Raw genomic sequence first — 26,161 nt, 5'->3', positions numbered from 1 at the left:
GCCTAATTGGTTCCGGGGTGTTGCACTTGACCTGCGGAGCCGGCTATACTTGCTGACTACTTCGGCGGGAACCTTCGGGAGCCCGCCGGAACCGCGAAATGAGGTGCAGGATGCGCCTCGTCTTCGCCAGACAGGGAACACGTCGCGCGGCAGTACCCCGGTCCCTCCCGAAGCTCTTCGGGACACAGCGGACCAGGGGAATCGTCGCGTTCGCTTCTCCGTCTGGGCGGGCCGGGCAACCGGCCTGCCTCGTTTTTTGCAGGGAAGGTTGCCGGTGCGCAGGGTTTCGGGCCGGCAATCATTGAACTCAGGGGTTCCGCGCACCCAGCCGCGGGCCTGTCGCTCTTTTAACGAAGGAATTCCGTCATGGCGGACCAAAAGATCCGGATCCGGCTGAAGGCGTTCGATCATCGACTGATCGACCGTTCGGCCAGCGAGATCGTCGAAACGGCCAAGCGGACGGGCGCCCAGGTGCGCGGCCCGATCCCCCTGCCGACCAAGATCGAGCGTTACACCATCCTGACGTCGCCGCACGTCGACAAGGATGCGCGTGACCAGTACGAAACCCGCACGCACAAGCGCGTGCTTGACATCGTCGACCCCAACGACAAGACCGTGGACGCGCTGATGAAGCTCGAGCTCGCGGCCGGCGTCGACGTCCAGATCAAGCTGACCTGAGGCCACTGACATGACTGCGAAGAAGTATTCGCTGGGAATCGTCGGTCGCAAGGCCGGCATGAGCCGGGTGTTCACCGAGGACGGCCAGTCCATCCCGGTGACCCTGATCGAAGCCACCCCGAACCGCATCACCCAGGTGAAGACCAGCGCGACCGACGGCTACAGCGCCGTGCAGGTCACCGTCGGCAGCAAGCGCGCCGTGCTGGTGAACAAGCCCGAAGCCGGCCACCTGGCCAAGGCCAAGGTCGAAGCCGGTCGTGGCCTCTGGGAGCTGCGCGTGGCCGACGACAAGATCGGCGACTTCGAAGTGGGCGGCGAGATCAAGGCCGACATCTTCGAGGTTGGCCAGATGGTCGACGTCCAGGGCGTGACCAAGGGCAAGGGCTTCCAGGGCACGATCAAGCGCTGGAACTTCAGCATGGGCGACGCGACGCACGGCAACTCGCTGTCGCACCGCTCGCCGGGCTCGATCGGCCAGCGCCAGACCCCGGGTCGCGTGTTCCCGGGCAAGAAGATGGCAGGCCACATGGGTGCCGTCCGTCAGAGCACGCAGAACCTCGAGGTGGTCCGGGTCGACGCCGAGCGCGGCCTGATCGCCGTGAAGGGTGCGGTTCCGGGCGCGCCGGGCGGAGACGTGATCGTGCGTCCCGCGAGCAAAGGATAAGGAGAGATGACGATGGAACTCTCTATTACGGGTAGCAGCAACAAGATGTCGGTCTCCGACGTGGTGTTCGGTCGCGAGTTCAACCGTGACCTGGTCCACCAGGTCGTGGTCGCGTACCGCAATGCGGGTCGTGCCGGCACCAAGGCGCAGAAGACGCGCTCCGAAGTCAACGGCACGACCAAGAAGTCGAAGAAGCAGAAGGGCGGCGGCGCGCGTCATGGCGCACTGACGGCCCCGATCTTCGTCGGCGGCGGCGTGACCTTCGCGGCCAAGCCGCGCAGCTTCGAGCAGAAGGTCAACCGCAAGATGTACCGCGCGGCGATGATGGCGATCCTCTCCGAGCTGGTCCGCCAGGGCCGACTGCAGGTCGTCGAGACCTTCGACGTCGAGGGTACGAAGACGAGCGCGCTGGTCGAGAAGCTGAAGGGCTTCGACCTGGGCCGCCGTCCGCTGATCGTGACCGAGGACGCCTCGGAGCACCTGTACCTGTCCGCGCGCAACCTGCCCTACGTCGAGATCCGCGACGTGCAGGGCCTGGACCCGGTCTCGCTGGTCGGCGCCGACAGCGTGCTGGTCACGGCCGACGCCATGAAGAAGATCGAGGAGTGGCTGGCATGATCAACGACGCCAAGCTTTATGCACTGATCCGTGCGCCGCGCGTGTCCGAGAAGACCGCGCGCCTGCAGGAAGTGTCCAACCAGTACGCGTTCGAAGTGGCGACCGATGCCACCAAGGCCGACATCAAGATCGCGGTCGAGAAGCTGTTCGACGTCAAGGTCGAAGCGGTCAACGTGCTGAACGTGAAGGGCAAGCAGAAGGCCTTCCGCAACCGCAACGGCCGTCGCGGCGACTGGCGCAAGGCGTATGTGACGCTTGCCGAAGGCCAGTCGATCGACGTCATGAACGCCAAGGCCTGAGGAAGCCCCCATGCCATTGATGAATTTCAAGCCCACCTCCGCCGGCCGCCGCAGTGCAGTCCGCGTGGTCACGCCCGAGCTGCACAAGGGTGCGCCCTACGCGCCGCTGGTCGAGAAGCAGAGCAAGACCGGTGGCCGCAACCACCACGGCCGCATCACCACCCGTCACATCGGTGGTGGCCACAAGCAGCATTACCGCATCATCGACTTCAAGCGCGACAAGGAAGGCATCCCGGCGCGCGTGGAGCGGATCGAGTACGACCCCAACCGCACCGCGCACATCGCGCTGCTGGTCTACATCGACGGTGAGCGCCGCTACATCATCGCCCCCAAGGGCCTGAAGACGGGCGACCAGGTGATCGCGGGCAACGACGCCCCGATCCGCGCCGGCAACACCCTGCCGCTGCGCAACATCCCGGTCGGCTCCACCGTGCACTGCATCGAGATGAAGCCGGGCAAGGGCGCGCAGATCGCCCGTGCCGCCGGTGCCGGCGTGCAGCTGGTGGCGCGCGAGGGCGTGTACGCCACGCTCCGCCTGCGTTCGGGCGAGATGCGCCGCGTTCCGGCCGAGTGCCGCGCGACCATCGGCGAAGTTGGCAACTCCGAGCACAACCTGGAGAAGCTGGGCAAGGCGGGCGCCAAGCGCTGGCGCGGCATCAAGCCGACCGTCCGCGGCGCGGCCATGAACCCGGTCGACCATCCGCACGGCGGTGGTGAGGCCAAGGCCGGCCAGGGCAACCCGCACCCGGTCACCCCGTGGGGCGTGCCGACCAAGGGTTACAAGACCCGCCACAACAAGCGGACGCAGCAGTTCATCGTGCGCGACCGCAGGAGCTAACCGACCATGGCACGTTCACTCAAGAAGGGCCCGTTCGTCGACCACCACCTCGTCAAGAAGGTGGAAGCGGCGGGCAACACCAAGAAGCCGATCAAGACCTGGTCGCGCCGTTCGATGGTGCTCCCGGAGATGGTGGGTTTCACCATCGCGGTGCACAACGGTCGCAACCACGTCCCGGTGCTGGTCAACGAGAACATGGTTGGCCACAAGCTCGGCGAGTTCGCCCTGACCAGGACCTTCAAGGGTCATGGCGGCGACAAGAAGTCGCGTTAAGGAGATGACGATGGAAGCGAAGGCAATCCTGCGCACCGTGCGCATCTCCCCGCAGAAGGCACGCCTGGTCGCCGACCAGGTCCGTGGCCTCTCGGCCTCGCGCGCCCTCGACTTGCTGAAGTTCAGCGACAAGAAGGCCGCCCACCTGATCTACAAGGTCGTGTATTCGGCCACCTCCAACGCCGAGAACAACCTCGGCGCGGACGTCGACGAGCTGAAGGTCAAGGCGATCATGGTCGACGAAGGCCCGACGCTGAAGCGCTTCATGGCGCGGGCGAAGGGTCGCGGCACGCGCATCCTCAAGCGCACCAGCCACATCACCGTCGTTGTCGGCGAGGGGAAGTAAGCATATGGGTCACAAAGTTCACCCCACCGGCATCCGCCTTGGCATCTCCAAGGACTGGAATTCCAAGTGGTACGCCGGCAAGAAGGAATACGCCGGGTACCTGGCGTCGGACCTGAAGGTCCGCGAGATGCTCCGCAAGAAGCTGGCCGCCGCCGGGATCAGCAAGATCCTGATCGAGCGTCCCTCGAAGTCGGCCCGCGTGACGATCCACACCGCCCGCCCGGGCGTGGTGATCGGCAAGCGCGGCGAGGACATCGAGAAGCTGCGCAAGGAAGTCAGCGACATGATGGGCGTCCCGGCGCACATCAACGTCACCGAGGTCCGCAAGCCTGAGCTCGACGCGCAGCTGGTCGCCGAGTCGATCGCGCAGCAGCTCGAGCGCCGCATCATGTTCCGCCGCGCGATGAAGCGCGCCGTCGGCAACGCGATGCGCCTGGGCGCGCTCGGCATCAAGGTCAACGTGGCCGGTCGCCTGAACGGCGCCGAGATCGCGCGTTCGGAGTGGTACCGCGAAGGTCGCGTGCCGCTTCACACGCTGCGCGCCGACGTCGACTACGGCTTCGCCGAGGCCAAGACGACCTACGGAATCATTGGAATCAAGACCTGGATCTACAAGGGCGAGATCTTCGACTTCGCCCAGGTCGGCCAGGAAAAGCAGGACGATTCTCCGCGCGGCGAGCGTGGTGATCGTGGCGACCGCGAGCGCCCGCGTGGCCCGCGTCGCGAACGCGAGGCGAGGGACTAAGTCATGCTGCAACCCAAGCGAACCAAATACCGCAAGATGCACAAGGGCCGCAACGACGGCCTGTCCTGGAGCGCGAACGCAGTCAGCTTCGGCGAGTTCGGCCTGAAGGCCACTCAGACCGGCCAGCTGACCGCCCGCCAGATCGAGGCCGCGCGTCGTGCCATCAGCCGCTACGTCAAGCGCGGCGGCAAGATGTGGATCCGCGTGTTCCCCGACAAGCCGATCTCGAAGAAGCCGATCGAAGTCCGCATGGGCTCGGGCAAGGGCAACGTCGAGTACTGGGTGGCCCAGATCCAGCCCGGCCGCATGATCTACGAGATCGAGGGCGTCGATGAAGTGACGGCACGCGAGGCGTTCCGCCTGGCGGCCGCCAAGCTCTCGGTCACCACCACTTTCGTGACCCGGACGGTGCGCTGATGGACATCAAGGAACTCCGCCAGAAGTCTTCGGACGATCTGAAGGCGCACCTGCTCGAGCTGCAGAAGGAGCAGTTCTCGCTGCGCATGCAGAAGGCGACCGGCCAGCTCGCCAAGACCCACGACGCCCGTCGGGTACGCCGCGAGATCGCTCGCGTCAATGCCCTCCTCGGCGCCAAGCAGTAAGGACCGGGCAGACATGACCGAAAATACCGAAAAGAAGCTGCGCACGGTCGAAGGCCGCGTCGTCAGCAACAAGATGGACAAGACCGTGACGGTGCTCGTCGAGCGCCAGGTCAAGCACGCGCTGTACGGCAAGTACATCCGTCGCTCGACCAAGCTGCACGCGCACGACGCCGAGAACTCCTGCAACGAGGGCGACACCGTCCGGGTTGTGGAGATCGCGCCGATGTCCAAGACCAAGAACTGGCGCGTCGTCGAAATCGTCACGCGCGCCGCTGAATAAGGAGGCTCCGAAATGATCCAGATGCAGAGCCACCTGACGGTGGCGGACAACTCCGGTGCCAAGGAAGTGATGTGCATCAAGGTGCTGGGCGGCTCGAAGCGTCGCTACGCCGGCATCGGTGACATCATCAAGGTGTCCGTCAAGGACGCCATTCCGCGCGGCAAGGTCAAGAAGGGCGAGGTCTACGACGCCGTCGTGGTGCGCACCCGCAAGGGCGTGCGTCGTGCCGATGGTTCGCTGATCCGCTTCGACGGCAACGCCGCCGTGCTGCTCAACAACAAGCAGGAGCCGATCGGCACCCGCATCTTCGGGCCCGTGACCCGCGAGCTGCGCTCCGAGAAGTTCATGAAGATCGTCTCGCTCGCACCCGAAGTGCTCTGAGCCGGACGAAGAGGAAACCGACATGAACCGCATCAAGAAGGGTGACCGCGTCGTCGTCACCGCAGGCAAGGACAAGGGCAAGCAGGGCGAAGTCGTCCGCGTGCTCGGCGAGAAGGTTGTCGTCGCGAACGTCAACATCATCAAGCGCCACACCAAGCCCAACCCCCAGGCCAACCAGCCGGGCGGCGTGATCGAGCGCGAAGCTCCGATCGACGCTTCGAACGTGATGCACTTCAACCCTGCCTCGGGCAAGGGCGAGCGCATTGGAACCAAGGTCCTCGAGGATGGACGCCGCGTACGCGTGTTCCGCTCGAGTGGTGAGGCGATTGACGCCTGAGGAATGTGAAATGACCACCCGTCTGGAAAAGTTCTACAAGGAAGAAGTGGTGCCGAAGCTCACCGAGCAGTTCGGCTACACGAATCCGATGCAGGTTCCGCGCCTGAGCAAGATCACGCTCAACATGGGCGTGGGCGAAGCCGCCGCGAACAAGAAGGTGCTCGAGAACGCCACCGCCGACATGGCCAAGATCTCCGGTCAGAAGCCGCTGGTCACCAAGTCGCGCGTGTCGGTGGCCTCGTTCAAGATCCGCGACGGCTGGCCGATCGGCTGCAAGGTCACGCTGCGCAGGGCCCACATGTACGAGTTCTTCGACCGCCTGGTCAACGTCGCGCTGCCGCGCGTCCGCGACTTCCGTGGCGTCTCGGGTCGTTCGTTCGACGGCCGTGGCAACTACAACATGGGCGTCAAGGAACAGATCATCTTCCCGGAGATCGATTTCGACCAGGTCGACGCCCTGCGTGGCATGGACATCGCCATCACCACGACCGCCAAGACCAACGACGAAGCCCGCGCCCTGCTCGAGGCGTTCCGCTTCCCGTTCCGCAACTGACCGGACAAGAGACCATGGCCAAGACCTCAATGATCAACCGCGAAGCGAAGCGCGCGAAGCTGGCGAAGAAGTTCGCCGCCAAGCGCGACGAGCTGAAGAAGATCGTCAGCAGCGAGTCGGCGAGCTACGAGGAGAAGATGGACGCGGCGGTCAAGCTGCAGAAGCTTCCCCGCGATTCCTCGCCCTCGCGCCAGACCACGCGTTGCGCCCTGACCGGCCGTCCGCGCGCCGTGTACAGCAAGTTCGGCCTGGGCCGCAACATGCTGCGCAAGGCGACGATGAACGGTGACGTTCCCGGCCTGCGCAAGGCGAGCTGGTAACCACAGCGACACCCGGGTCCGCGAGGGCCCGGTCCAACGAATTCGCAATCCCGCGGATATCGGTGCACTCAAAGGTATTCATCAATGAGCATGACTGATCCCATCGCCGATATGCTGACCCGCATGCGCAATGCGGCGGCCGTCGGCAAGCCGACGGTGAAGATGCCGTCCTCCAAGACCAAGGTGGCCATCGCCAAGGTGCTGCAGGATGAAGGCTACATCGCCGGCGCACGCGTGAACGAGAACGGCGCCAAGGCCGAGCTCGAGATCGAACTGAAGTACTACGAGGGCCGCCCGGTCATCGAGCGCATGCAGCGCATTTCGCGCTCCGGCCTGCGCCACTACCGCGGCAAGTCCGAACTGCCCAAGGTCCTCAACGGCCTCGGCATCGCCATCATCTCCACCTCGAAGGGCATCATGACCGATGCGCAGGCGCGCCAACTGGGCGTCGGCGGCGAGGTCCTGTGCTTCGTGGCCTAAGGGAGGAACCGTAATGTCCCGAATTGCCAAGAAGCCCATCCCGCTGGCGAAGGGCGTGGAGCTGAAGATCCAGGACGGCACCGTCGTCGCGAAGGGCCCGAAGGGCTCGCTGTCGATGGCGATGCCGTCCGGCGTCGAGTTCAACATGGAAGACGGCCAGCTCGTCCTGTCCCCGGCAACCGCCGAAGACATGGCGATCACCGGCACCATGCGCTCGGTCATCGCCAACATGGTCCAGGGCGTCTCCGAAGGCTTCGAGCGCAAGCTCGAGCTGGTCGGCGTCGGCTACCGTGCCGCCATGCAGGGCCAGGACCTGAACCTGTCGCTCGGTTTCTCCCACCCGGTGCTGTTCAAGCCGCCGGCGGGAATCACCATCAGCACCCCGACCCAGACCGAAATCGTGGTCAACGGCGCTGACAAGCAGCAGGTCGGCGAAGTGGCCGCCAAGATCCGCGGCTACCGTCCGCCGGAGCCGTACAAGGGCAAGGGCGTCAAGTACGCCGGCGAGAACATCATCCGCAAGGAAGCCAAGAAGGCCTAAGCCGGCCTTCAGCTTTCGGAGAACGAGACCATGCAGAAGAAAATTGCCCGCCTGCGCCGCGCCAAGTCGACGCGCGCCCATATCCGCGAACTCGGCGTTCCGCGCCTGTCGGTGCTGCGCACCGGCCAGCACCTCTACGCCCAGGTGTTCACCGCCGACGGCTCGAAGGTCCTGGCTGCCGCCAGCACCACCCAGGCCGACGTGGGCGAAGGCCTGAAGAACCGCAACAACATCGAGGCCGCCGCCAAGGTCGGCCGCGCGATCGCGGAGAAGGCCAAGGCCGCCGGGATCGACGCGGTTGCCTTCGACCGCTCCGGTTACAGGTATCATGGGCGGATCAAGGCCCTGGCCGACGCCGCGCGCGAAGGCGGCCTGCAGTTCTAAGCGTCACGACGACGCATTGAAAGGGTGGGGCGCAGGCCCCACCCTTCGCCTCCTGCCGATGCGGGCTGCATCGGACGCCTTCCGGCTTCTGCCCGGGAACGCGGTCCACCGATCCGCACCACAACCATAAGCGGCGCCAAGCCGTACATCCCTCAACAACACAGGCAGCATCGAAATGGCAGAAGAACGCGCACCGCGCGGTCGTGACCGCGACCGCAACCGCGAGGAAATCGACGACGGCATGATCGAGAAGCTGATCGCGGTCAACCGCGTCAGCAAGACGGTCAAGGGTGGCCGCCAGTTCACCTTCACCGCGCTCACCGTGGTCGGTGACGGCGCCGGCAAGGTCGGCTTCGGCTACGGCAAGGCCCGCGAGGTCCCCGTTGCCATCCAGAAGTCGATGGAGCAGGCGCGCCGCAACATGACCAGCGTGCATCTCAACGGCGGCACGCTGTACCACACGGTGAAGGCCGGCCACGGCGCCGCCCGCGTGTTCATGCAGCCTGCCTCGGAAGGTACCGGCGTCATCGCCGGTGGCGCGATGCGCGCCGTGCTCGAGGCCGTGGGCGTCAAGGACGTGCTGGCCAAGGCCGTCGGTTCGCGCAACCCGATCAACCTCGTCCGCGCCACGGTCAAGGGCCTCGCCGGCATGCACTCGCCCGGCGACATCGCGGCCAAGCGCGGCAAGAAGCTGGAGGACATCGTCCATGGCTAAGAACGAAGCCGGCAGCGGCACCGTCAAGGTGCGCCTGGTCAAGGGCCTCCGCGGCTCGCAGGCCAAGCACCGCCTGTCCGTCAAGGCCCTGGGCCTTGGCAAGCTCAACAGCGTCCGCGAACTGAAGGACAGCCCGCAGGTCCGTGGCCTCATCAACAAGGTCCACTACCTGGTCCGGGTCGAGGAATAAGCACATGAAGCTCAACACCATGCAGCCCGCAGAGGGCGCCCGCACCGACCGCAAGCGCGTCGGCCGCGGCATCGGCTCCGGCCTCGGCAAGACCGCCGGTCGCGGCCACAAGGGTTCCTTCGCCCGCTCGGGCAAGGGCAAGATCAAGGCCGGCTTCGAAGGCGGCCAGATGCCGCTGCGCAAGCGCCTGCCCAAGGTCGGCTTCCGTTCGCGCATCGCCGGCGACACCGCCGAAGTCATGCTGTACCAGCTTGACCGCCTGGAAGGCGACATCGACTTCAAGGCGCTGCGCGCCGCGAAGCTGGTGCCGTCCACCGCCAAGCGCGCCAAGATCGTGCTCAAGGGCGAGATCGGCAAGGCCCTGGTGCTGAAGGGCCTGCTGGCCACGGCCGGTGCCCGCGCGGCGATCGAAGCCGCCGGCGGCAAGGTCGAGGAGTAAGCACCGCATGGCACGCAGCGGCAGCGCAATGGGGGGCGTGGGCGGGCTCGGCAAGTTCACCGAGCTGCGCCAGCGCCTGCTGTTCGTCCTCGGCGCGTTGATCGTCTACCGCATCGGGTGCTACATCCCGGTGCCGGGCGTCAATCCCGACGCCATGCTGCGGCTGATGGAGCAGACCGAAGGCACCATCGTGGACATGTTCAACATGTTCTCCGGTGGTGCCCTCGAGCGCTTCAGCCTGTTCGCGCTGAACGTGATTCCCTACATCTCCGCCTCGATCATCATCCAGCTCCTGGTGCAGATCGTGCCGAGCCTGAAGGCGATCCAGAAGGAAGGCGAATCCGGCCGGCGCAGGATCACCCAGTGGTCGCGCATCGGCGCGATCCCGCTGGCGATCTTCCAGGCCGCCGGCATCGCCACGATGCTGCAGAGCCAGGGCGTGGCCTACGCGCCGGGCCTCGGCTTCGTGCTGACGGCGATCGTGGCCCTGACCGCGGGCACCATGTTCCTGGTCTGGCTGGGTGAGCAGGTCACCGAGCGCGGCGTCGGCAACGGCGTGTCGCTGATCATCTTCGCCGGCATCGTGGCCGGCCTGCCGAGCGCGGTCATCACCACCTTCGAGGCCGCCCGCAACGGCGACATGAGCCCGATCGCGGTGATCCTGATCGTGCTTCTGGTGGCGGCGTTCACCTACTTCGTGGTCTTCGTCGAGCGCGGCCAGCGCCGCATCACGGTGAACTACGCGCGCCGCCAGGGTGGCCGCAACGCGTACATGAACCAGAGCTCGTTCCTGCCGCTCAAGCTCAACATGGCGGGCGTGATCCCGGCGATCTTCGCGTCGTCGATCATCATGTTCCCGGCCACGGCCTCGACCTGGTTCAGCCAGGCCGGCCAGGCCAACTGGCTGCAGCGCGTGAGCCAGGCCCTGTCGCCGGGCGAGCCGCTCTACATCCTGCTGTATGCGGGCCTGATCGCCGGCTTCACGTTCTTCTACACGGCCCTGGTCTTCAACTCCCAGGAAACCGCGGACAACCTGAAGAAGTCCGGCGCGCTGATCCCGGGCATCCGTCCGGGCAAGGCCACGGCCGACTACATCGATGGCGTGCTGACGCGGCTGACCGCCGCCGGCGCGGCCTACCTGGTGCTGGTCTGCCTGCTGCCGGAATTCATGCGCGGCGAGCTCAATGCCTCGTTCTACTTCGGCGGCACGTCGCTGCTGATCGTGGTGGTGGTGGTGATGGACTTCATTTCCCAGATCCAGGCCCACCTCATGTCGCACCAGTACGAGAGCCTGCTCAAGAAGGCCAACCTGAAGGGTGGCGCGCGCGGCCTGCCGCGCGGCTGAAGATTCAAGACGGATCCCGGGCCCGGCACTGCCGGAACGCCCAGGGATCCATGGCCCGACCGCCTTGCGGCCGGGCCTTGATGGGCGACCTGCGCGGCGGTCCCGCACGCAGGTGGTTCCCCGGCCAGTCCCGGCGCCAGAGTAGCGCCGGGCGGGCAGGTCCCCGAAAGGGGGCATGTCCAGCCTGGAACCGTCGCCGGAGCATGGGCACACTCCCCATGCCGGGCCGGTCGGACGCCTTTGGCGGCCGCGGGCTTCCTTGGAACGCGGGATCCTGATACAATTTCTTGTTCACTGCGCCGGATGACCTGTCCGGCCGCCCCAAACAGTTGGAGATCCGCGCATGGCGCGTATTGCAGGTGTCAACCTGCCTGCCCAGAAGCACGTCTGGGTCGGGCTGCAAAGCATCTACGGCATTGGCCGTACCCGTTCGAAGCTCGTCTGCGACGCCGCCGGCGTGGCCTCGAACACCAAGATCCGCGACCTGTCGGAACCCGAAGTCGAGCGCCTGCGCTCGGAAGTCGGCAAGTTCGTGGTCGAGGGCGACCTTCGTCGCGAGATCGGCATGGCGATCAAGCGCCTGATGGACCTGGCCTGCTACCGCGGCCTCCGCCATCGTCGTGGCCTCCCGCTGCGCGGCCAGCGCACCCGGACCAATGCCCGCACCCGCAAGGGTCCGCGCAAGGCCATCAGGAAATAAGGAAACAAGATCATGGCCAAGCCGGCAGCTAAGCCGAAGAAGAAGATCAAGCGCGTCGTCACCGACGGCATCGCCCACGTCCACGCTTCGTTCAACAATACGATCATCACCATCACCGACCGCCAGGGCAATGCGCTGTCGTGGGCGACTTCGGGCGGCGCGGGTTTCCGCGGCTCGCGCAAGTCGACCCCGTTCGCTGCCCAGGTCGCCGCGGAGAAGGCCGGCAAGGCCGCCCTCGACTACGGCGTGAAGTCGCTTGAAGTCCGCATCAAGGGCCCGGGCCCGGGCCGTGAGTCCGCCGTCCGCTCGCTCAACAACGTGGGCTACAAGATCACCAACATCATCGACGTGACGCCAATCCCGCACAACGGGTGCCGTCCGCCGAAGAAGCGTCGCGTCTAAAGGGGGCGATAAGAAATGGCTCGTTATATCGGTCCCACCTGCAAGCTCGCCCGCCGCGAAGGCGCCGACCTCTCCCTGAAGTCGCCCGCGCGCGCCCTCGACTCGAAGTGCAAGCTGGAGCAGAAGCCCGGCCAGCACGGTGCCGGCACCGGCGCGCGTCGCAGCAAGCTCTCCGACTACGCCGTCCAGCTGCGTGAAAAGCAGAAGGTCAAGCGTATCTATGGCCTGCTCGAGCGCCAGTTCCGCAACTACTACAAGAAGGCTTCGACCAAGAAGGGCAACACGGGTGAGAACCTGCTGCAGCTCCTCGAGACGCGCCTCGACAACGTCGTCTACCGCATGGGCTTCGCGGTCACCCGCCCGGCGGCCCGCCAGCTGGTCTCGCACCGCGGCGTGACGGTCAACGGCAAGTCCGTGAACCTGCCGTCGTACCAGGTCAAGGCCGGCGACGCGATCGCCCTGTCGGAAAAGGCCCAGAAGCAGATGCGCGTCCAGGAGGCACTGACGGTGTCGTCCACCATGGACCTGTCGCCGTCCTGGGTCGAGGTCGACTCGAAGAAGTTCAGCGGCGTGTTCAAGGCGGTCCCCGACCGCGGCGACCTGCCCGCCGACATCAACGAAGCGCTGATCGTCGAGCTGTACTCGAAGTAATTCACCCGGCCTGCCGGTTCACTCCGGCAGGCCCCAGGAGACACCAAACATGACGGTTACCGCCAACCAGGTCCTGCGCCCGCGTGGCCCCCAGATCGAGCGCATCACGGGCAACCGCGCCAAGGTCGTGATCGAGCCGCTCGAGCGCGGCTACGGCCACACGCTCGGCAATGCCCTGCGCCGCGTGCTGCTGTCGTCGATCCCCGGCTTCGCCATCACCGAGGTCGAGATCGACGGCGTGCTGCATGAGTACAGCACGATCGAAGGCCTGCAGGAAGACGTGCTCGAGGTGCTGTTGAACCTCAAGGACGTCGCCATCCGCATGGGCACCGGCGACAGCTCGACGCTCACCCTGGCCAAGTCCGGCCCGGGCGTCGTCACCGCCGCCGACATCAAGACCGACCACAACGTGGAAGTGCTGAACGGCGAACACGTGATCTGCCATCTGACCAAGGATGCGTCGATCAACATGCGCCTGAAGATCGAGCGCGGCTTCGGCTACCAGCCGGCCTCCGCGCGTCGTCGCCCGGACGAGGAGACCCGCGCCATCGGTCGCCTGATGCTGGACGCGTCGTTCTCGCCCGTGCGCCGCGTGGCCTACGAGGTCGAAGCGGCCCGCGTCGAGCAGCGCACCGACCTCGACAAGCTGGTGCTGGACATCGAGACCAACGGCACGATCGACGCCGAGGAAGCCGTGCGCACCGCCGCCGACATCCTCACCGACCAGCTCAGCGTTTTCGGTGATTTCACCCGTCGCGAGGGTGCGAGCCAGAAGGCCGCGACCCCGGGCGTCGACCCGGTGCTGCTGCGCCCGATCGACGACCTGGAGCTGACGGTGCGTTCGGCCAACTGCCTCAAGGCCGAGAGCATCTACTACATCGGCGACCTGATCCAGAAGACGGAAGTCGAGCTGCTCAAGACCCCGAACCTCGGCAAGAAGTCGCTCACCGAGATCAAGGAAGTGCTGGCCCAGCGTGGCCTCTCGCTCGGCATGAAGCTCGAGAACTGGCCGCCGGCCGGCGTCTCGGCGCACGGCATGCTCGGCTAAGACAAGACAGACAGGAACCAAGACCATGCGCCACCAGAAATCCGGCCGCAAGTTCAGCCGCACCAGCGCACACCGCGATGCCATGTTCACCAACATGGCGGCGTCGCTGCTCAAGCACGAGCTGATCAAGACCACGCTCCCGAAGGCCAAGGAGCTTCGCCGCGTCGCCGAGCCGCTGATCACCATGGGCAAGACCGACGGCGTTTCCAACCGCCGCCTGGCCTTCTCGCGCCTGCGCGACAAGGAAGCCGTGGGCAAGCTGTTCGTCGAACTGGGCCCGCGTTACCGCGAGCGTCCGGGCGGCTACCTGCGCATCATCAAGTGCGGCTTCCGCGACGGCGACAACGCGCCGATGGCCTACGTCGAGCTCGTCGACCGGCCGCAGGCCGCCGCCGAGTAAGTGGCGCACCGCTGCACGTGAGAACCCCGGCCTGCGTGCCGGGGTTTTTGCTATCTTGGCCTCCGTTTTGCGCGAGCCTGCCGATGACCTTCAATCCGTTCCGCTGGACCTTCCGCAGCCAGTGCCTGGCGGGCTTCGCCGCCTGCGCGGCACTGATCGGCTTCGCGATCTATTCGCAGTTCGCCTGGGGCCTCGAGCCCTGTCCGATGTGCATCTTCCAGCGCCTGGCATTCGCCGCGCTGGGCCTGGTGTTCCTGGTTGCCGGGCTGCACGCGCCACGTACGCCGGGTTCCCGCCATGCCTACGGCCTCCTGGGGTTCATCGCGGCTGCGGTCGGGATGGCCCTCGCGGGCCGCCACGTCTGGCTGCAGCTCAACCCGCCCGAGATCCCCGGCTGCCTGCCGCCGCTGTCGTTCATGCGCGAGACCATGTCGACCACGGGCGTGATTCGCCGCGTGCTGACCGGCTCGGGCGACTGCAGCGCGGTCGACTGGAGCTTCCTGGGCCTGTCGATGCCCGCATGGAGCCTGGTGTGGTTCGTGCTGCTGGGGCTGTTCTTCCTGGTGGCGGCGTTCAAGACGCGGCGTCGCGGCCAGCGCTGAGTCATTGCGATCATCCGCCGGTGCGCGGATGATGGTCGACTCGCTGCAGTGCAACACCGACGAGTCCCGATGTCCGCCAACGAACGCAATCTCCGGCCCGTGAACCTGCCCCTGGACTGGAATCCAGGCAGCTGGCGCGAGCGCACCGCGCTGCAGATGCCGAGCTACCCCGACGCCGCCGAGCTCGCCGGCGTCCAGGATGAACTGCGCCACCTTCCGCCGCTGGTAACGTCCTGGGAAGTCCAGGCGCTGAAGCAGCAGCTGGCCGAGGCCCAGGAAGGCAAGCGCTTCCTGCTGCAGGGCGGCGACTGTGCCGAGAACTTTTCCGACTGCAGCTCGACGGTGATTTCAAACCGGCTGAAGGTGCTGCTGCAGATGAGCCTGGTGCTGGTGCACGGCCTGCGCCAGCCGGTGGTGCGCGTGGGCCGCTTCGCCGGCCAGTACGCCAAGCCGCGCTCGGCCGACCTGGAGACGCGCGGCGACACCACGCTTCCCAGCTATCGCGGCGACATCGTCAACGGCCCCGGGTTCAGCGCGCAGGCGCGCATCCCCGATCCGCGGCGCATGGTCAAGGCGCACGCGCGCTCGGCGATGACGATGAACTTCGTGCGCGCCCTGGTCGACGGCGGCTTCGCCGACCTGCACCACCCGGAATACTGGGACCTGGGCTGGGTCACGCATTCGCCGCTGGCCCACGAATACCAGCGCATGGTCGCCAACATCGGCGAGGCCGTGCGCTTCATGGAGACGCTGTCGGGCGCCGAGGTGCACAACCTCAACCGGGTCGACTTCTTCACCTCGCACGAGGCGCTGCTGCTTCCCTACGAGGAGGCCTTCACCCGCCAGGTGCCGCGGCAGTGGGGCTGGTTCAACCTGAGCACGCACTTCCCGTGGATCGGCATGCGCACCGCCGCGCTGGATGGGGCGCACGCCGAGTACTTCCGCGGCATCCGCAATCCGGTGGCGGTCAAGGTCGGCCCCACGGTCGGCGCCGACGAGTTGCTGCGGCTGGCGGACCTGCTCAATCCCGACGACGAGCCCGGGCGGCTTGCGCTGATCTGCCGGATGGGCGCGGGACAGGTGGCCGGCCGCCTGCCGCCGTTGCTGGACGCGGTCCGGCGCGAAGGCCGGCGCGTGCTCTGGGTCTGCGATCCGATGCACGGCAATACCGAGGCGACCAGCAACGGCTACAAGACGCGCCGCTTCGACAACATCCGCAGCGAAATCGAACAGAGCTTCGACCTGCACGCGGCCGCCGGCACGCGTCTGGGCGGCGTGCACCTCGAACTGACCGGCGAGGACGTCACCGAGTGCACCGGCGGCGCTCGCGACCTGGGCGAGGTGGACCTCGAGCGCGCCTACCGCTCGACGGTGGACCCGCGCCTCAACTACGAGCAGTCGCTGGAAATCGCGATGGCGATCGTGCGCAAGCACGCGCAGCTCAAGGCGCCGGTCAGCGTCTGAAACGACGCCGGCGGGGCATCAGGCCCCGCCGGTCTTCGTGTGCCCGGCCGCCGCCTGGATCATGCGGCGGCGGCGCTGGGCAGGGCCGCGGCGATGGGGCCGCGGCGGAGTCGACCCCGATCGATCAGGCCGCGCGGCTGGCCCGCTTGCGGTCGACCTCGGTGCGCAGCTTCTTGCGCAGGCGGATCTGCTTCGGCGTGACCTCGACCAGCTCGTCGTCGTCGATGAACTCCAGCGCCTGCTCGAGCGAGAACTTGATCGCGGGGATCAGCCCCTCGTCGTCGTCCTTGCCGGACGCGCGGAAGTTGGTCAGCTGCTTGCCGCGCAGGGCATTGACCGTCAGGTCGTTGTCCTTGGAGTTGATGCCGAGGATCTGGCCCTCGTAGATCTCCTCGCCCGGCTCGATGAACAGCCGGCCACGTTCCTGCATCGCCATCTGCGCGTAGGCGGGCGAGGGGCCGGTGCCGTTGGAGATCAGCACGCCGTTGTTGCGCTGGCCGATGTCGCCGTCCGCCTTAGGACCGTAGTGGTCGAAGACGTGGAAGAGCAGGCCGGTACCGGCGGTCAGCGTCTTGAACTCGGTCTGGAAGCCGATCAGGCCACGCGCCGGGATGATGTAGTCCAGGCGCACGCGGCCCTTGCCGTCGGGCTCCATGTTCTGCAGCAGCGCCTTGCGCTCGCCCAGGCGGCCCATGACGCCGCCCTGGAACTGCTCGTCCATGTCGACGACCAGCGCCTCGTAGGGTTCCTCGACCACGCCATCAACCGTGCGCACGATGACTTCCGGGCGCGACACCGCCAGCTCGTAGCCTTCGCGGCGCATGTTCTCGATCAGGATCGACAGGTGCAGCTCGCCGCGGCCGGACACCTTGAACTTGTCGGCGTCGGCGGTGTCCTCGACCCGCAGCGCGACGTTGTGCGCGGTCTCGCGGGTGAGGCGGTCGCGCAGCTGGCGGCTGGTGAGGTACTTGCCACCCGAGCGGTCCTTGACGCCGGCGAAGGGCGAATCGTTGACCTGGAAGGTCATCGAGATCGTGGGTTCGTCGACGGTCAGCACCGGCAGCTGCTCGACCGCCGAGGGGTCGCACAGCGTGTCCGAGATGCCCAGGCCCTCGATGCCCGAGAAGGCGATGATGTCGCCGGCGCGCGCTTCCTGCACCTCGACGCGCTCCAGACCCATGAATCCGAGCACCTGCAGCACCTTGGCGTTGCGGGTCTTGCCGTCGGCGGCGATGACGGTCACCGACTGGTTGGTCTTGACCTTGCCACGCTGGACGCGGCCGATGCCGATCACGCCGACATAGTTGTTGTAGTCCAGCGAGGTGACGCGCATCTGGAACGGGCCATCCGGATCGACTGGCGGCGCGGGCACGTGCTCGCAGATCGCCTCGAACAGGGGCGTCATGTCGCCGCTGCGCACGGTGTCCTCGAGGCCGGCGTAGCCGTTGAGGCCGGAGGCGTAGACCACCGGGAAGTCGAGCTGGTCGTCGGTGGCGCCGAGGCGGTCGAAGAGGTCGAAGGTCTGGTCCAGCACCCAGCTGGGACGCGCGCCCGGGCGGTCGACCTTGTTCACCACGACGATCGGCCGGAAGCCCATCGCGAAGGCCTTCTGGGTCACGAAGCGCGTCTGCGGCATGGGGCCGTCCATCGCGTCGACCAGCACGAGCACCGAGTCGACCATCGACAGCACGCGCTCGACCTCGCCACCGAAGTCGGCGTGGCCGGGGGTGTCGACGATGTTGATGCGCCAGACCTCGCCGGTGGTCGGATTGGTCCAGCGGATGGCGGTGTTCTTGGACAGGATCGTGATGCCACGTTCCTTTTCGATGTCGCCGCTGTCCATCACGCGGTCGGGGACGGCGGCGCGTTCGTCAAGGGTGCCGGACGACTTGAGCAGCTGGTCGACGAGGGTGGTCTTGCCGTGGTCGACGTGGGCGACGATGGCGATGTTGCGGAGGCGTTCGATGGACATCGGGAAAACCGCACCTCGTGCCTTCTTGGGGCAGGGCGCATTGGGCCTGTGGCGGGGAAGCCGACCATTATACTGTCACTGGCCCCCGCCACCTAGTGTTGCAATGCGGCAGGGTGGCTCCACTTCAGGTCCGCGGCCCGGCGCCGCCCGGTCCAGCTCCCGTCCCGACACCCCCCGAGGAATCCCCGACATGTCCCTGAACGCCGTTTTCGACACCGACCGTGGCCAGATCAAGGTCGAGCTTTACGCCGACAAGGCCCCGCTGACCGTCGCCAGCTTCGTGAACCTCGCCAGGCGCGGCTTCTACGATGGCCTGACCTTCCACCGCGTCATTCCCGACTTCATGATCCAGGGCGGCTGCCCCAAGGGCACCGGGACCGGCGGCCCCGGCTACAAGTTCGAGGACGAGGCCAGCAACGGCGTGAAGCACGACCGCGGCGTGCTGTCCATGGCCAACGCCGGCCCCAACACCAATGGCAGCCAGTTCTTCATCACCCACATCAAGACCGACTGGCTGGATGGCAAGCACACCGTGTTCGGCAAGGTCACCGAAGGCCTGGACGTGGTCGATGCCGTCAAGCAGGGCGACGCCATCAAGTCGGTGAAAATCGAGGGCGATGCCGACACCGTGCTGGCCGCGAAGGCCGACCGCGTCGCCGAGTGGAACCGGATCCTGGCCGCCTGAGCCAGCGGTCCCGGCGGGGCGCGATGCTAGAATACGCGGCTGCAAACCGCGTTTTCCGGGCTTTCCCGGCGCGCCCCGCCACTCCACTTCCCGAGGTTCCCGCAATGCCCCAGCTTGCCAAGCGCATGGGTCGCGCCAAGCCCAGCGCGATCATGGTGGTGGCCGAAACGGCCCAGCGCCTCAAGGCCGAAGGCCGCGACATCATCAGCTTCTCGATCGGCGTCCCCAACTTCCTGCCCGGCGAGCACGTCTATGCCGCCGCCCGCAAGGCGCTGGACGTCGATTCCGGCCAGTACGGCAGCAACCGCGGCGCCGCCGGCCTGCTCGACGCCTTCATCGGCCATCTCGACGGCCTGGGCCTGACGGGCTACGCCCGCGCCAACTGCGCGACCGGCGTGGGCGCCAAGCACATCCTCTACAACCTGGCCGAAGCGCTGCTGGACGAGGGCGACGGGTTCGCCTTCGCCACCCCGTACTGGACCAGCTACATGGACATCGCCGAGATCGTCGGCGCCGACGTCCAGCTGCTGCCGTGCCCGGCGGAGCAGGACTACAAGCTGACCCCGGAGCAGCTCGACGCCGCGTTGGCCAGGAGGCCGAAGCTCTTCCTGTTCAACAACCCGTCCAACCCGACGGGCATGGTCTATACGAAGGACGAGGTCGCGGCGCTGGCCGACGTCGTCGCCCGCCACCCCGACACCTGGATCATCACCGACGACATCTACAACACGATGGTGTTCGATGGCGTCGGCTACCACAACTTCGTGCACGCGCGCCCCGAGCTGCGCGACCGCGTGATCTTCGTCGATTCGCTGTCCAAGACCTATGGCATGCCGGGCTGGCGCGTCGGCCTGATGGCCGGCCCCGAGGTCGTGGCGCAGGCCGTGACCACGATGAACTCGAACCACATCACCAGCCTGCCGGAAGTCGTGGCCGCCGCCGCCGCGGCCGCGCTGTCGGGCCCGCAGGACGTGCCCGCCGCGCGCTGCGCCGAGTTCCAGGGCAAGCGCGACCAGGTCGTGGCCGCGCTCAATGCCATTCCCGGCGTGGTCTGCCCGGTGCCGCAGGGCGCGTTCTATGCCTTCCCCGACATCAGCTGCGCCTTCGGCAAGTCGCACGCGGGCAAGGTCATCAACAACGATGTCGAGTTCTGCGCCGTCCTGCTTGAAGCGAAGGGCGTGGCCTGCGTGCCCGGTTCGGCCTTCGGCGAGCCGCGCGGCCTGCGCATCAGCTACACCTGCCCGACGCCGCAGCTGGCGCCGGGCCTTGCGCGCATCCAGGAATTCTTCGCCGAGCTCGAATGAGCCCTGGCCGGTCCGGGCCGGATCCACGGGCCCGGACCGTCGCCGCGTCCTGCGCCGCACACGCATTCCCTCCAATCCCACGCACCATCGGAGCCACCCCATGAAGACCCCCGTCCGAGTTGCCGTCACCGGCGCCGCCGGCCAGATCGGTTACGCCCTCCTGTTCCGCATCGCTTCCGGCGAGATGCTGGGCCGCGACCAGCCCGTGATCCTGCAGCTGCTCGAGCTGCCGATGGACAAGGCCCAGGCCGCGCTCAAGGGCGTGATGATGGAGCTGGAAGACTGCGCGTTCCCGCTGCTGGCCGGCATGGTCGGCACCGATGATCCCGAAGTCGCGTTCAAGGACGCCGACATCGCGCTCCTGGTCGGCGCGCGCCCGCGCGGCCCGGGCATGGAGCGCAAGGACCTGCTGCTGGAGAACGCCAAGATCTTCACCGCCCAGGGTGCGGCGCTGAACAAGGTCGCCAGCCGCGACGTCAAGGTGCTGGTGGTCGGCAACCCGGCCAATACCAATGCCTATATCGCGATGAAGTCGGCGCCGGACCTCAAGGCGACGAACTTCACCGCGATGCTGCGCCTGGACCACAACCGCGCGCTGAGCCAGCTGGCCAACAAGGCCGGCGTGGCTGTGGGCGACATCGAGAAGCTGGTGGTCTGGGGCAACCACAGCCCGACCATGTATCCCGACTACCGCTTCGCGACCGTCAAGGGCGAATCGCTGAAGGACCGCATCAACGACGCCGACTGGAACGCGAACGCCTTCATCCCGCAGGTCGGCAAGCGCGGTGCGGCGATCATCGAGGCCCGCGGCCTGTCCTCGGCCGCCTCCGCCGCCAACGCCGCCATCGACCACATCCGCGACTGGGTGCTGGGTTCGAACGGCAAGTGGGTGACCATGGGCGTGCCATCCGATGGCGGCTATGGCATCCCCGAGGGCGTGATCTACGGCGTCGCTGTGACTACCGAAAACGGCGAGTACACCCGGATCGAAGGTCTCGAGATCGACGAATTCAGCCGGGCGGCGATGGACAAGACGCTTGCCGAGCTCGAGGAAGAGCGCGAAGGCGTCGCCCACCTGCTGGGCTGACACGCCTGCGGGATCCGTCCCGCAATGGCGCTATCGGAACGACCGGGCCTGGCCCGGTCGTTTTCGTTTTGGCTCTTCTCAAGATCGGCGGGGCATTGCTTCAAGAAGATGCGCGCCGCCCGCCGTGGACGCAGGGGGATGCCCAGCCGGATGTCTCCGCGTCCCTGCTCCCATCATCCGGCCGCCGGCCATCCATGGTCGGCTCTGGGCTTCCCCCTGCATCCACGGCGGGCCTGGACCTTCTGGGCGATCGGGTGGAGCAAGCGCGCCTACGTCCGGAGCGATCGAGCCCTCACCGGACCTGACGATCAGGGCCCGGCCACACGGGCGCCCCGCTTTTGATCTTCGGTCCGAAGCCGAATAACGCCACAGCCCGGATCACGACGGAGCGCGCCCCATCGACTCCCCAGAGCGCACCAGGCGCACCAGGCGCACCAAGTGCACCGGCACACACGCCATCACCCCGCGCTGTGTGGAAAGAGCCTTTTCGTGTCCGGCCCCCGGACATCGTGCGGCGAAGGCATTCGACCAACGTCGTAGCGCGCGTGGCGGCGTGGCGGACTAGCCTCGATCGGGACACTTGGAGACCGCCATGCGCTACGAAGACGTGTACCGGCGTTCGGTCGAGGAGCCGGAGGCCTTCTGGGCCGAACAGGCGCAGGCTGTTTACTGGCACAAGGCGCCGGAGAAGATCCTCGATTACTCCAACCCGCCGTTCCGCAAATGGTTCGTCGGCGGCGAGACCAACCTCTGCCACAACGCTGTCGACCGGCATCTGGAGGATCGCGGCGACCAGCTCGCGCTGGTGGGCTACTCCACCGAGACCGACAGCGTCCGCGAGCTGAGCTACCGCGAGCTGCATCGCGAAGTGAACGTGTTCGCGGCCGTGCTCGGCTCACTGGGCGTTGGCAAGGGCGACCGGGTGGTGATCTACATGCCGCACACCGTGGATGCGGTGGTGGCGATGCTGGCCTGCGCGCGCATCGGCGCGATCCACTCGGTGGTGTTCGGCGGCTTCGCCGCGAAGAACCTGGCGCTGCGGATCGACGATGCCGAGCCGAAGGTGCTGATCTGCGCCGACGCCGGCAGCCGCGGCGGCAAGGTCATCCCGTTCAAGCCGCTGGTGGACGACGCGCTGGCCCAGGCAGCGCATCCGCCCGCGCACGTGCTGGTGGTCAGCCGCGGGCTGGCCGAGGTGGCGATGCAGGAGGGTCGTGACTTCGACTACGCCACGCTACGGCGCGACCATGAAGACGTGCAGGTGCCCGTGCAGTGGCTGGAGTCGAACGAACCCAGCTACATCCTCTACACCTCCGGAACCACCGGCACGCCCAAGGGCGTGCAGCGCGACGTCGGCGGCTACGCGGTGGCGCTGGCGCTGTCGATGTGGGCGGTCTACGACATCCGGCCCGGCCAGGTGATGTTCTCCACCTCCGACATCGGCTGGGTGGTGGGGCATTCCTACAACGTCTACGGGCCGCTGATCGCGGGCGCGACTTCGATCATCTACGAGGGAATGCCGACCCGGCCGGATCCGGGCATCTGGTGGGAGCTGTGCGAACGCTACGGCGTGCGCACGCTGTTTTCCGCGCCCACAGCGCTGCGGGTGCTGAAGAAGTTCGACACCGCGTACATCACCGACCGCGACCTGTCGAAGCTGGAATACCTGTTCCTGGCCGGCGAACCGCTGGACGAGCCGACCGCGCGCTGGATCTCCGGCGTGCTGGGCAAGCCGGTGATCGACAACTACTGGCAGACCGAGACCGGCTGGCCGGTGCTGACCATGATGCCGGGGCTGGACATGAAGCCCATCAAGCTGGGCTCTCCCGGCCTGCCGAACCTGGGCTACCGGCTGCGGGTGATCGACGAGGCCACCGGCGAGGACGCGCCGGCCGGCGAAAAGGGCGTGCTGGTGATCCAGCCGCCGCTGCCGCCGGGATGCCTGAGCACGGTCTGGCGCAACGACGAGCGCTTCATCGCCAGCTACTTCAGCCACTTCAGCGAGCCGCTCTACAGCTCGCTGGACTGGGCGATCCGCGACGAGGACGGCTATGCGTACATCCTCGGCCGCACCGACGACGTCATCAACGTCGCCGGGCATCGCCTGGGCACGCGCGAGATCGAAGAATCGGTGTCGGGCCATCCGGGCGTGGCCGAGGTCGCGGTGATCGGCGTTCACGACGAGATCAAGGGCCAGGTGCCGGTGGTGTTCGCCACGCTGAAGCAGGCCGCAGATGCGTCGCTGGCCGCGCACGAAATGCAGGGCAGGGTGGTGGAGCAGCTGGGCGCGATCGCGCGCCCGGCGCGGATCTACGTGGTCGCGTCACTGCCCAAAACGCGCTCGGGCAAGCTGCTGCGGCGCTCGATCCAGGCCCTGGCAGAGCATCGCGATCCGGGCGACCTGTCGACCCTGGACGATCCCGGGGCGCTGGGCGAGATCGCCGATGCGATCAAGCGCGGGGCCGACGCCGGTAGCTGAGGTCCCGCAGGCGGCGCGGCTTCGCGCCCGGGGCGTCCGGGTTGCACCTCCGGGCAGCGGGCTTGGCACCTGCCGGCTCCGTTAGAATGGTGCCGATCCCCTACGCAGAATGTCCCATGTCCGAGCATGTTTCCGCAGGCGCGCGCTTCCGCGCCGCCGTCGCCGACGAATCCCCCCTGCAGGTGATGGGCGCCATCACCGCCTATGCCGGCCTGATGGCCAAGCGCACCGGCTACAAGGCGCTGTACCTGTCGGGCGGCGGCGTGGCCGCGAACTCGCTGGGCATGCCTGACCTCGGCATCTCCACGATGGAGGACGTGCTGATCGACGCCCGTCGCATCGTCGAGGCCACCGGCCTTCCGCTGCTGGTCGACATCGACACCGGCTGGGGCGGCGCCTTCAACATCTCGCGCACCATCCGCAGCTTCGAGCGCGCTGGCGTCGCCGCCGTGCACATGGAGGACCAGGTCGGCCAGAAGCGCTGCGGCCACCGTCCCAACAAGGAAGTGGTGCCAAAGGGCGAGATGGTCGATCGCGTCAAGGCCGCGGTGGACGGCCGCATGGAAGCCGGCTTCGTGATCATGGCGCGCACCGACGCCGCCGCCGTCGAGGGCATCGATGCCGCGATCGAGCGCGCCGTGGCCTACGTCGAAGCCGGCGCCGACATGATCTTCCCCGAGGCGATGAAGTCGCTCGAGGACTACCGCAAGTTCAAGGACGCGGTGAAGGTGCCGATCCTGGCCAACCTCACCGAGTTCGGCTCCACGCCCTTCTTCACCACCGACGAGCTGCGCTCGGCCGGTGTCGACATCGCGCTGTACTGCTGCGGCGCCTATCGCGCCATGAACAAGGCGGCGCTGAACTTCTACGAGACCGTGCGCCGCGAGGGCACGCAGAAGAACATCATCGACACCCTGCAGACGCGTGCGGAGCTGTACGACTTCCTCGGCTACCACGCCTACGAGGACAAGCTCGACACGCTGTTCTCGAAGGACTGAGCGGCGCCGTGCGAAGCGCTGCCAGCCTCGCACGCCGTGCCACATCGCCGCGCGCTGCGCGCCACCACATCATGCGTCAATGGAGTACCTGATGAGCGAGACCCCCAGCACCCTGCCCAAGCCGAAGAAGTCGGTGGCCCTGTCCGGCACCGCCGCCGGCAACACCGCGCTGTGCAGCGTCGGCCGCAGCGGCAACGACCTGCATTACCGCGGCTACGACATCACGCAGTTCGCGACCGCCGCCGAGTTCGAGGAAGTGGCCTACCTGCTGGTGCACGGCAAGCTGCCGTCCAAGCCGGAACTCGCGCGCTACAAGGCGAAGCTGAAGTCGCTGCGGGGCATCCCGGCCGCGGTCAAGGCCGCGCTGGAAGAGCTGCCGCCGTCGGCGCATCCCATGGACGTGATGCGTACCGGCGTTTCGGTCATGGGCTGCCTGGCGCCCGAAAAGGACGACCACAACCACCCCGGCGCGCGCGACATCGCCGACAAGCTGATGGCGTCGCTGGGCTCGATGCTGCTGTACTGGTACCACTACAGCCACAACGGCCGGGTCATCGACGTCGAGACCGACGACGACTCGATCGGCGGGCATTTCCTGCACCTGCTGCACGGCGAGCCGCCGCCGGAGAGCTGGGTGCGCGCCATGCACACCTCGCTGAACCTGTACGCAGAACACGAATTCAATGCGTCGACCTTCACCGCGCGCGTCATCGCCGGAACCGGCAGCGACATGCACTCCTGCATCGCCGGCGCGATCGGCGCGCTGCGCGGCCCGAAGCACGGTGGCGCCAACGAGGTCGCCTTCGAGGTGCAGAAGCGCTACGACACGCCGGACGAGGCCGAGGCCGACATCCGCGAGCGCGTGGGCCGCAAGGAAGTGGTGATCGGCTTCGGCCATCCGGTCTACACCGTCGGTGATCCGCGCAACGGCATCATCAAGCAGGTGGCGAAGGACCTCTCGGAAGAGCAGGGCGACACCCGCATGTACGCCATCGCCGAGCGACTGGAATCGGTGATGTGGGACATCAAGAAGATGTTCCCCAACCTCGACTGGTTCAGCGCGGTGAGCTACCACATGATGGGCGTGCCGACGGCGATGTTCACCCCGCTGTTCGTGATCGCGCGCACCAGCGGCTGGAGCGCGCACGTGATCGAGCAGCGCATCGACGGCAAGATCATCCGTCCGAGCGCGAACTACACCGGTCCCGACAACCGCGACTGGGTGCCGATGGCCGAGCGCGGCTGAGTCCCGCCTGGCTGCGGACAGCCGCTTCGACACGGAAACGGCGCCCCAGAGGCGCCGTTTCGCTGTGAGCTACTGCCGCGCGCCCACGGGCGCAC

The 26,161-nt window shown here is 67.0% G+C and carries 36 protein-coding genes; 35 read left to right on the top strand and 1 reads right to left on the bottom strand.

Annotated elements, in window-relative coordinates; translation table 11 throughout:
• The first annotated feature begins 366 nt into the window (after nucleotides 1–366).
• From rpsJ to JG616_RS10230, 29 genes are all read left to right on the top strand, one after another.
• Nucleotides 367–678, top strand: a complete 312-nt coding sequence (rpsJ, locus tag JG616_RS10370) for a 30S ribosomal protein S10 (protein ID WP_024891232.1) — start codon at nucleotides 367–369, stop codon at nucleotides 676–678.
• Between the two features lie 10 nt (nucleotides 679–688).
• A complete protein-coding gene (rplC, locus tag JG616_RS10365) occupies nucleotides 689–1,342 on the top strand; it encodes a 50S ribosomal protein L3 (protein ID WP_199363293.1) in 654 nt (217 codons plus the stop codon).
• 12 nt (nucleotides 1,343–1,354) lie between these two features.
• A complete protein-coding gene (gene rplD, locus JG616_RS10360; protein WP_199363352.1) occupies nucleotides 1,355–1,960 on the top strand; it encodes a 50S ribosomal protein L4 in 606 nt (201 codons plus the stop codon).
• Nucleotides 1,957–2,259 (top strand): 50S ribosomal protein L23, encoded by a 303-nt coding sequence (rplW, locus tag JG616_RS10355; protein ID WP_199363294.1) that lies wholly within the window; start codon nucleotides 1,957–1,959, stop codon nucleotides 2,257–2,259. The genes rplD and rplW overlap by 4 nt, the downstream gene beginning before the upstream one ends.
• Before the next feature lie 10 nt (nucleotides 2,260–2,269).
• Nucleotides 2,270–3,097 (top strand): 50S ribosomal protein L2, encoded by an 828-nt coding sequence (gene rplB, locus JG616_RS10350; protein WP_199363295.1) that lies wholly within the window; start codon nucleotides 2,270–2,272, stop codon nucleotides 3,095–3,097.
• A 6-nt stretch (nucleotides 3,098–3,103) separates the two neighbouring features.
• The gene (rpsS, locus tag JG616_RS10345) at nucleotides 3,104–3,370 is read left to right on the top strand and encodes a 30S ribosomal protein S19 (RefSeq protein WP_199363297.1); all 267 of its coding nucleotides are present in this window, start codon (nucleotides 3,104–3,106) and stop codon (nucleotides 3,368–3,370) included.
• A gap of 10 nt (nucleotides 3,371–3,380) precedes the next feature.
• Entirely contained in the window at nucleotides 3,381–3,716 is a 336-nt protein-coding gene (rplV, locus tag JG616_RS10340) for a 50S ribosomal protein L22 (protein ID WP_199363299.1), read from the top strand.
• Between the two features lie 4 nt (nucleotides 3,717–3,720).
• On the top strand, nucleotides 3,721–4,461 hold the full coding sequence (gene rpsC, locus JG616_RS10335; RefSeq protein ID WP_199363300.1) for a 30S ribosomal protein S3: 741 nt from the start codon (nucleotides 3,721–3,723) through the stop codon (nucleotides 4,459–4,461).
• Nucleotides 4,462–4,464: 3 nt separating this feature from the next.
• Nucleotides 4,465–4,878, top strand: coding sequence for a 50S ribosomal protein L16 (gene rplP, locus JG616_RS10330; RefSeq protein WP_199363302.1), 414 nt, complete (start codon nucleotides 4,465–4,467; stop codon nucleotides 4,876–4,878).
• Nucleotides 4,878–5,063, top strand: a complete 186-nt coding sequence (rpmC, locus tag JG616_RS10325) for a 50S ribosomal protein L29 (protein WP_199363304.1) — start codon at nucleotides 4,878–4,880, stop codon at nucleotides 5,061–5,063. Before rplP ends, rpmC begins: the two co-directional genes overlap by 1 nt.
• A gap of 13 nt (nucleotides 5,064–5,076) precedes the next feature.
• On the top strand, nucleotides 5,077–5,343 hold the full coding sequence (gene rpsQ, locus JG616_RS10320) for a 30S ribosomal protein S17 (protein ID WP_199363305.1): 267 nt from the start codon (nucleotides 5,077–5,079) through the stop codon (nucleotides 5,341–5,343).
• 12 nt (nucleotides 5,344–5,355) lie between these two features.
• Entirely contained in the window at nucleotides 5,356–5,724 is a 369-nt protein-coding gene (gene rplN / locus JG616_RS10315) for a 50S ribosomal protein L14 (protein ID WP_199363307.1), read from the top strand.
• 22 nt (nucleotides 5,725–5,746) lie between these two features.
• Entirely contained in the window at nucleotides 5,747–6,061 is a 315-nt protein-coding gene (gene rplX, locus JG616_RS10310) for a 50S ribosomal protein L24 (RefSeq protein ID WP_199363308.1), read from the top strand.
• Between the two features lie 10 nt (nucleotides 6,062–6,071).
• Nucleotides 6,072–6,614 (top strand): 50S ribosomal protein L5, encoded by a 543-nt coding sequence (gene rplE / locus JG616_RS10305; RefSeq protein ID WP_199363310.1) that lies wholly within the window; start codon nucleotides 6,072–6,074, stop codon nucleotides 6,612–6,614.
• Between the two features lie 14 nt (nucleotides 6,615–6,628).
• Nucleotides 6,629–6,934 (top strand): 30S ribosomal protein S14, encoded by a 306-nt coding sequence (gene rpsN / locus JG616_RS10300; RefSeq protein WP_199363312.1) that lies wholly within the window; start codon nucleotides 6,629–6,631, stop codon nucleotides 6,932–6,934.
• Between the two features lie 84 nt (nucleotides 6,935–7,018).
• Nucleotides 7,019–7,414 (top strand): 30S ribosomal protein S8, encoded by a 396-nt coding sequence (rpsH, locus tag JG616_RS10295; protein WP_199363314.1) that lies wholly within the window; start codon nucleotides 7,019–7,021, stop codon nucleotides 7,412–7,414.
• A gap of 13 nt (nucleotides 7,415–7,427) precedes the next feature.
• Nucleotides 7,428–7,955: a 50S ribosomal protein L6 gene (rplF, locus tag JG616_RS10290; RefSeq protein ID WP_199363315.1), complete on the top strand. Its 528-nt coding sequence runs from the start codon at nucleotides 7,428–7,430 to the stop codon at nucleotides 7,953–7,955.
• A gap of 30 nt (nucleotides 7,956–7,985) precedes the next feature.
• Nucleotides 7,986–8,339, top strand: a complete 354-nt coding sequence (rplR, locus tag JG616_RS10285; protein WP_199363316.1) for a 50S ribosomal protein L18 — start codon at nucleotides 7,986–7,988, stop codon at nucleotides 8,337–8,339.
• Between the two features lie 175 nt (nucleotides 8,340–8,514).
• Nucleotides 8,515–9,054 carry a 30S ribosomal protein S5 gene (gene rpsE / locus JG616_RS10280; protein ID WP_199363317.1) on the top strand — a complete coding sequence of 180 codons (540 nt, stop codon included), beginning with the start codon at nucleotides 8,515–8,517 and terminating at the stop codon, nucleotides 9,052–9,054.
• Entirely contained in the window at nucleotides 9,047–9,244 is a 198-nt protein-coding gene (gene rpmD / locus JG616_RS10275; RefSeq protein WP_199363318.1) for a 50S ribosomal protein L30, read from the top strand. Before rpsE ends, rpmD begins: the two co-directional genes overlap by 8 nt.
• Nucleotides 9,245–9,248: 4 nt before the next feature.
• A complete protein-coding gene (rplO, locus tag JG616_RS10270; protein WP_199363319.1) occupies nucleotides 9,249–9,683 on the top strand; it encodes a 50S ribosomal protein L15 in 435 nt (144 codons plus the stop codon).
• Between the two features lie 7 nt (nucleotides 9,684–9,690).
• Nucleotides 9,691–11,028, top strand: coding sequence for a preprotein translocase subunit SecY (gene secY, locus JG616_RS10265; RefSeq protein ID WP_199363321.1), 1,338 nt, complete (start codon nucleotides 9,691–9,693; stop codon nucleotides 11,026–11,028).
• A gap of 343 nt (nucleotides 11,029–11,371) precedes the next feature.
• Entirely contained in the window at nucleotides 11,372–11,728 is a 357-nt protein-coding gene (rpsM, locus tag JG616_RS10260) for a 30S ribosomal protein S13 (RefSeq protein ID WP_189496883.1), read from the top strand.
• Between the two features lie 12 nt (nucleotides 11,729–11,740).
• Nucleotides 11,741–12,130, top strand: coding sequence for a 30S ribosomal protein S11 (rpsK, locus tag JG616_RS10255; RefSeq protein WP_189496882.1), 390 nt, complete (start codon nucleotides 11,741–11,743; stop codon nucleotides 12,128–12,130).
• A 15-nt stretch (nucleotides 12,131–12,145) separates the two neighbouring features.
• Nucleotides 12,146–12,781: a 30S ribosomal protein S4 gene (gene rpsD, locus JG616_RS10250; protein ID WP_189496879.1), complete on the top strand. Its 636-nt coding sequence runs from the start codon at nucleotides 12,146–12,148 to the stop codon at nucleotides 12,779–12,781.
• Nucleotides 12,782–12,830: 49 nt separating this feature from the next.
• Nucleotides 12,831–13,829 (top strand): DNA-directed RNA polymerase subunit alpha, encoded by a 999-nt coding sequence (gene rpoA / locus JG616_RS10245; RefSeq protein WP_199363323.1) that lies wholly within the window; start codon nucleotides 12,831–12,833, stop codon nucleotides 13,827–13,829.
• A 25-nt stretch (nucleotides 13,830–13,854) separates the two neighbouring features.
• Complete coding sequence (rplQ, locus tag JG616_RS10240) at nucleotides 13,855–14,229, top strand: 50S ribosomal protein L17 (RefSeq protein ID WP_199363325.1); 375 nt, start codon at nucleotides 13,855–13,857, stop codon at nucleotides 14,227–14,229.
• 83 nt (nucleotides 14,230–14,312) lie between these two features.
• Nucleotides 14,313–14,831: a disulfide bond formation protein B gene (locus tag JG616_RS10235; protein WP_199392496.1), complete on the top strand. Its 519-nt coding sequence runs from the start codon at nucleotides 14,313–14,315 to the stop codon at nucleotides 14,829–14,831.
• A 69-nt stretch (nucleotides 14,832–14,900) separates the two neighbouring features.
• On the top strand, nucleotides 14,901–16,295 hold the full coding sequence (locus tag JG616_RS10230; RefSeq protein WP_199392495.1) for a 3-deoxy-7-phosphoheptulonate synthase class II: 1,395 nt from the start codon (nucleotides 14,901–14,903) through the stop codon (nucleotides 16,293–16,295).
• Nucleotides 16,296–16,419: 124 nt separating this feature from the next.
• Here the strand turns inward: JG616_RS10230 and typA are convergent, their stop codons facing one another.
• On the bottom strand, nucleotides 16,420–18,267 hold the full coding sequence (gene typA / locus JG616_RS10225; RefSeq protein ID WP_199363331.1) for a translational GTPase TypA: 1,848 nt from the start codon (nucleotides 18,265–18,267) through the stop codon (nucleotides 16,420–16,422).
• A gap of 190 nt (nucleotides 18,268–18,457) precedes the next feature.
• Here typA and JG616_RS10220 point away from each other — a divergent pair, with 190 nt between their 5' ends.
• The 6 genes from JG616_RS10220 (at nucleotide 18,458) to prpC (ending at nucleotide 26,066) form a co-directional block, all read left to right on the top strand.
• Nucleotides 18,458–18,952 (top strand): peptidylprolyl isomerase, encoded by a 495-nt coding sequence (locus JG616_RS10220; protein ID WP_199363333.1) that lies wholly within the window; start codon nucleotides 18,458–18,460, stop codon nucleotides 18,950–18,952.
• 104 nt (nucleotides 18,953–19,056) lie between these two features.
• Nucleotides 19,057–20,256 (top strand): aminotransferase class I/II-fold pyridoxal phosphate-dependent enzyme, encoded by a 1,200-nt coding sequence (locus JG616_RS10215; RefSeq protein WP_199392494.1) that lies wholly within the window; start codon nucleotides 19,057–19,059, stop codon nucleotides 20,254–20,256.
• A 100-nt stretch (nucleotides 20,257–20,356) separates the two neighbouring features.
• A complete protein-coding gene (locus JG616_RS10210; protein WP_199392493.1) occupies nucleotides 20,357–21,343 on the top strand; it encodes a malate dehydrogenase in 987 nt (328 codons plus the stop codon).
• 592 nt (nucleotides 21,344–21,935) lie between these two features.
• Nucleotides 21,936–23,822: a propionate--CoA ligase gene (gene prpE / locus JG616_RS10205; protein ID WP_199392492.1), complete on the top strand. Its 1,887-nt coding sequence runs from the start codon at nucleotides 21,936–21,938 to the stop codon at nucleotides 23,820–23,822.
• A 116-nt stretch (nucleotides 23,823–23,938) separates the two neighbouring features.
• A complete protein-coding gene (gene prpB / locus JG616_RS10200; RefSeq protein ID WP_199392491.1) occupies nucleotides 23,939–24,820 on the top strand; it encodes a methylisocitrate lyase in 882 nt (293 codons plus the stop codon).
• A 91-nt stretch (nucleotides 24,821–24,911) separates the two neighbouring features.
• The gene (prpC, locus tag JG616_RS10195; RefSeq protein ID WP_199392490.1) at nucleotides 24,912–26,066 is read left to right on the top strand and encodes a 2-methylcitrate synthase; all 1,155 of its coding nucleotides are present in this window, start codon (nucleotides 24,912–24,914) and stop codon (nucleotides 26,064–26,066) included.
• The last annotated feature ends 95 nt before the right edge of the window (nucleotides 26,067–26,161 follow it).

This window comes from Luteimonas sp. MC1895 (assembly GCF_016457215.1).
Classification (GTDB): domain Bacteria; phylum Pseudomonadota; class Gammaproteobacteria; order Xanthomonadales; family Xanthomonadaceae; genus Luteimonas.
The sequence above is the reverse complement of the archived record's forward strand: the minus strand, read 5'-3'. Positions and strand labels throughout refer to the sequence as shown.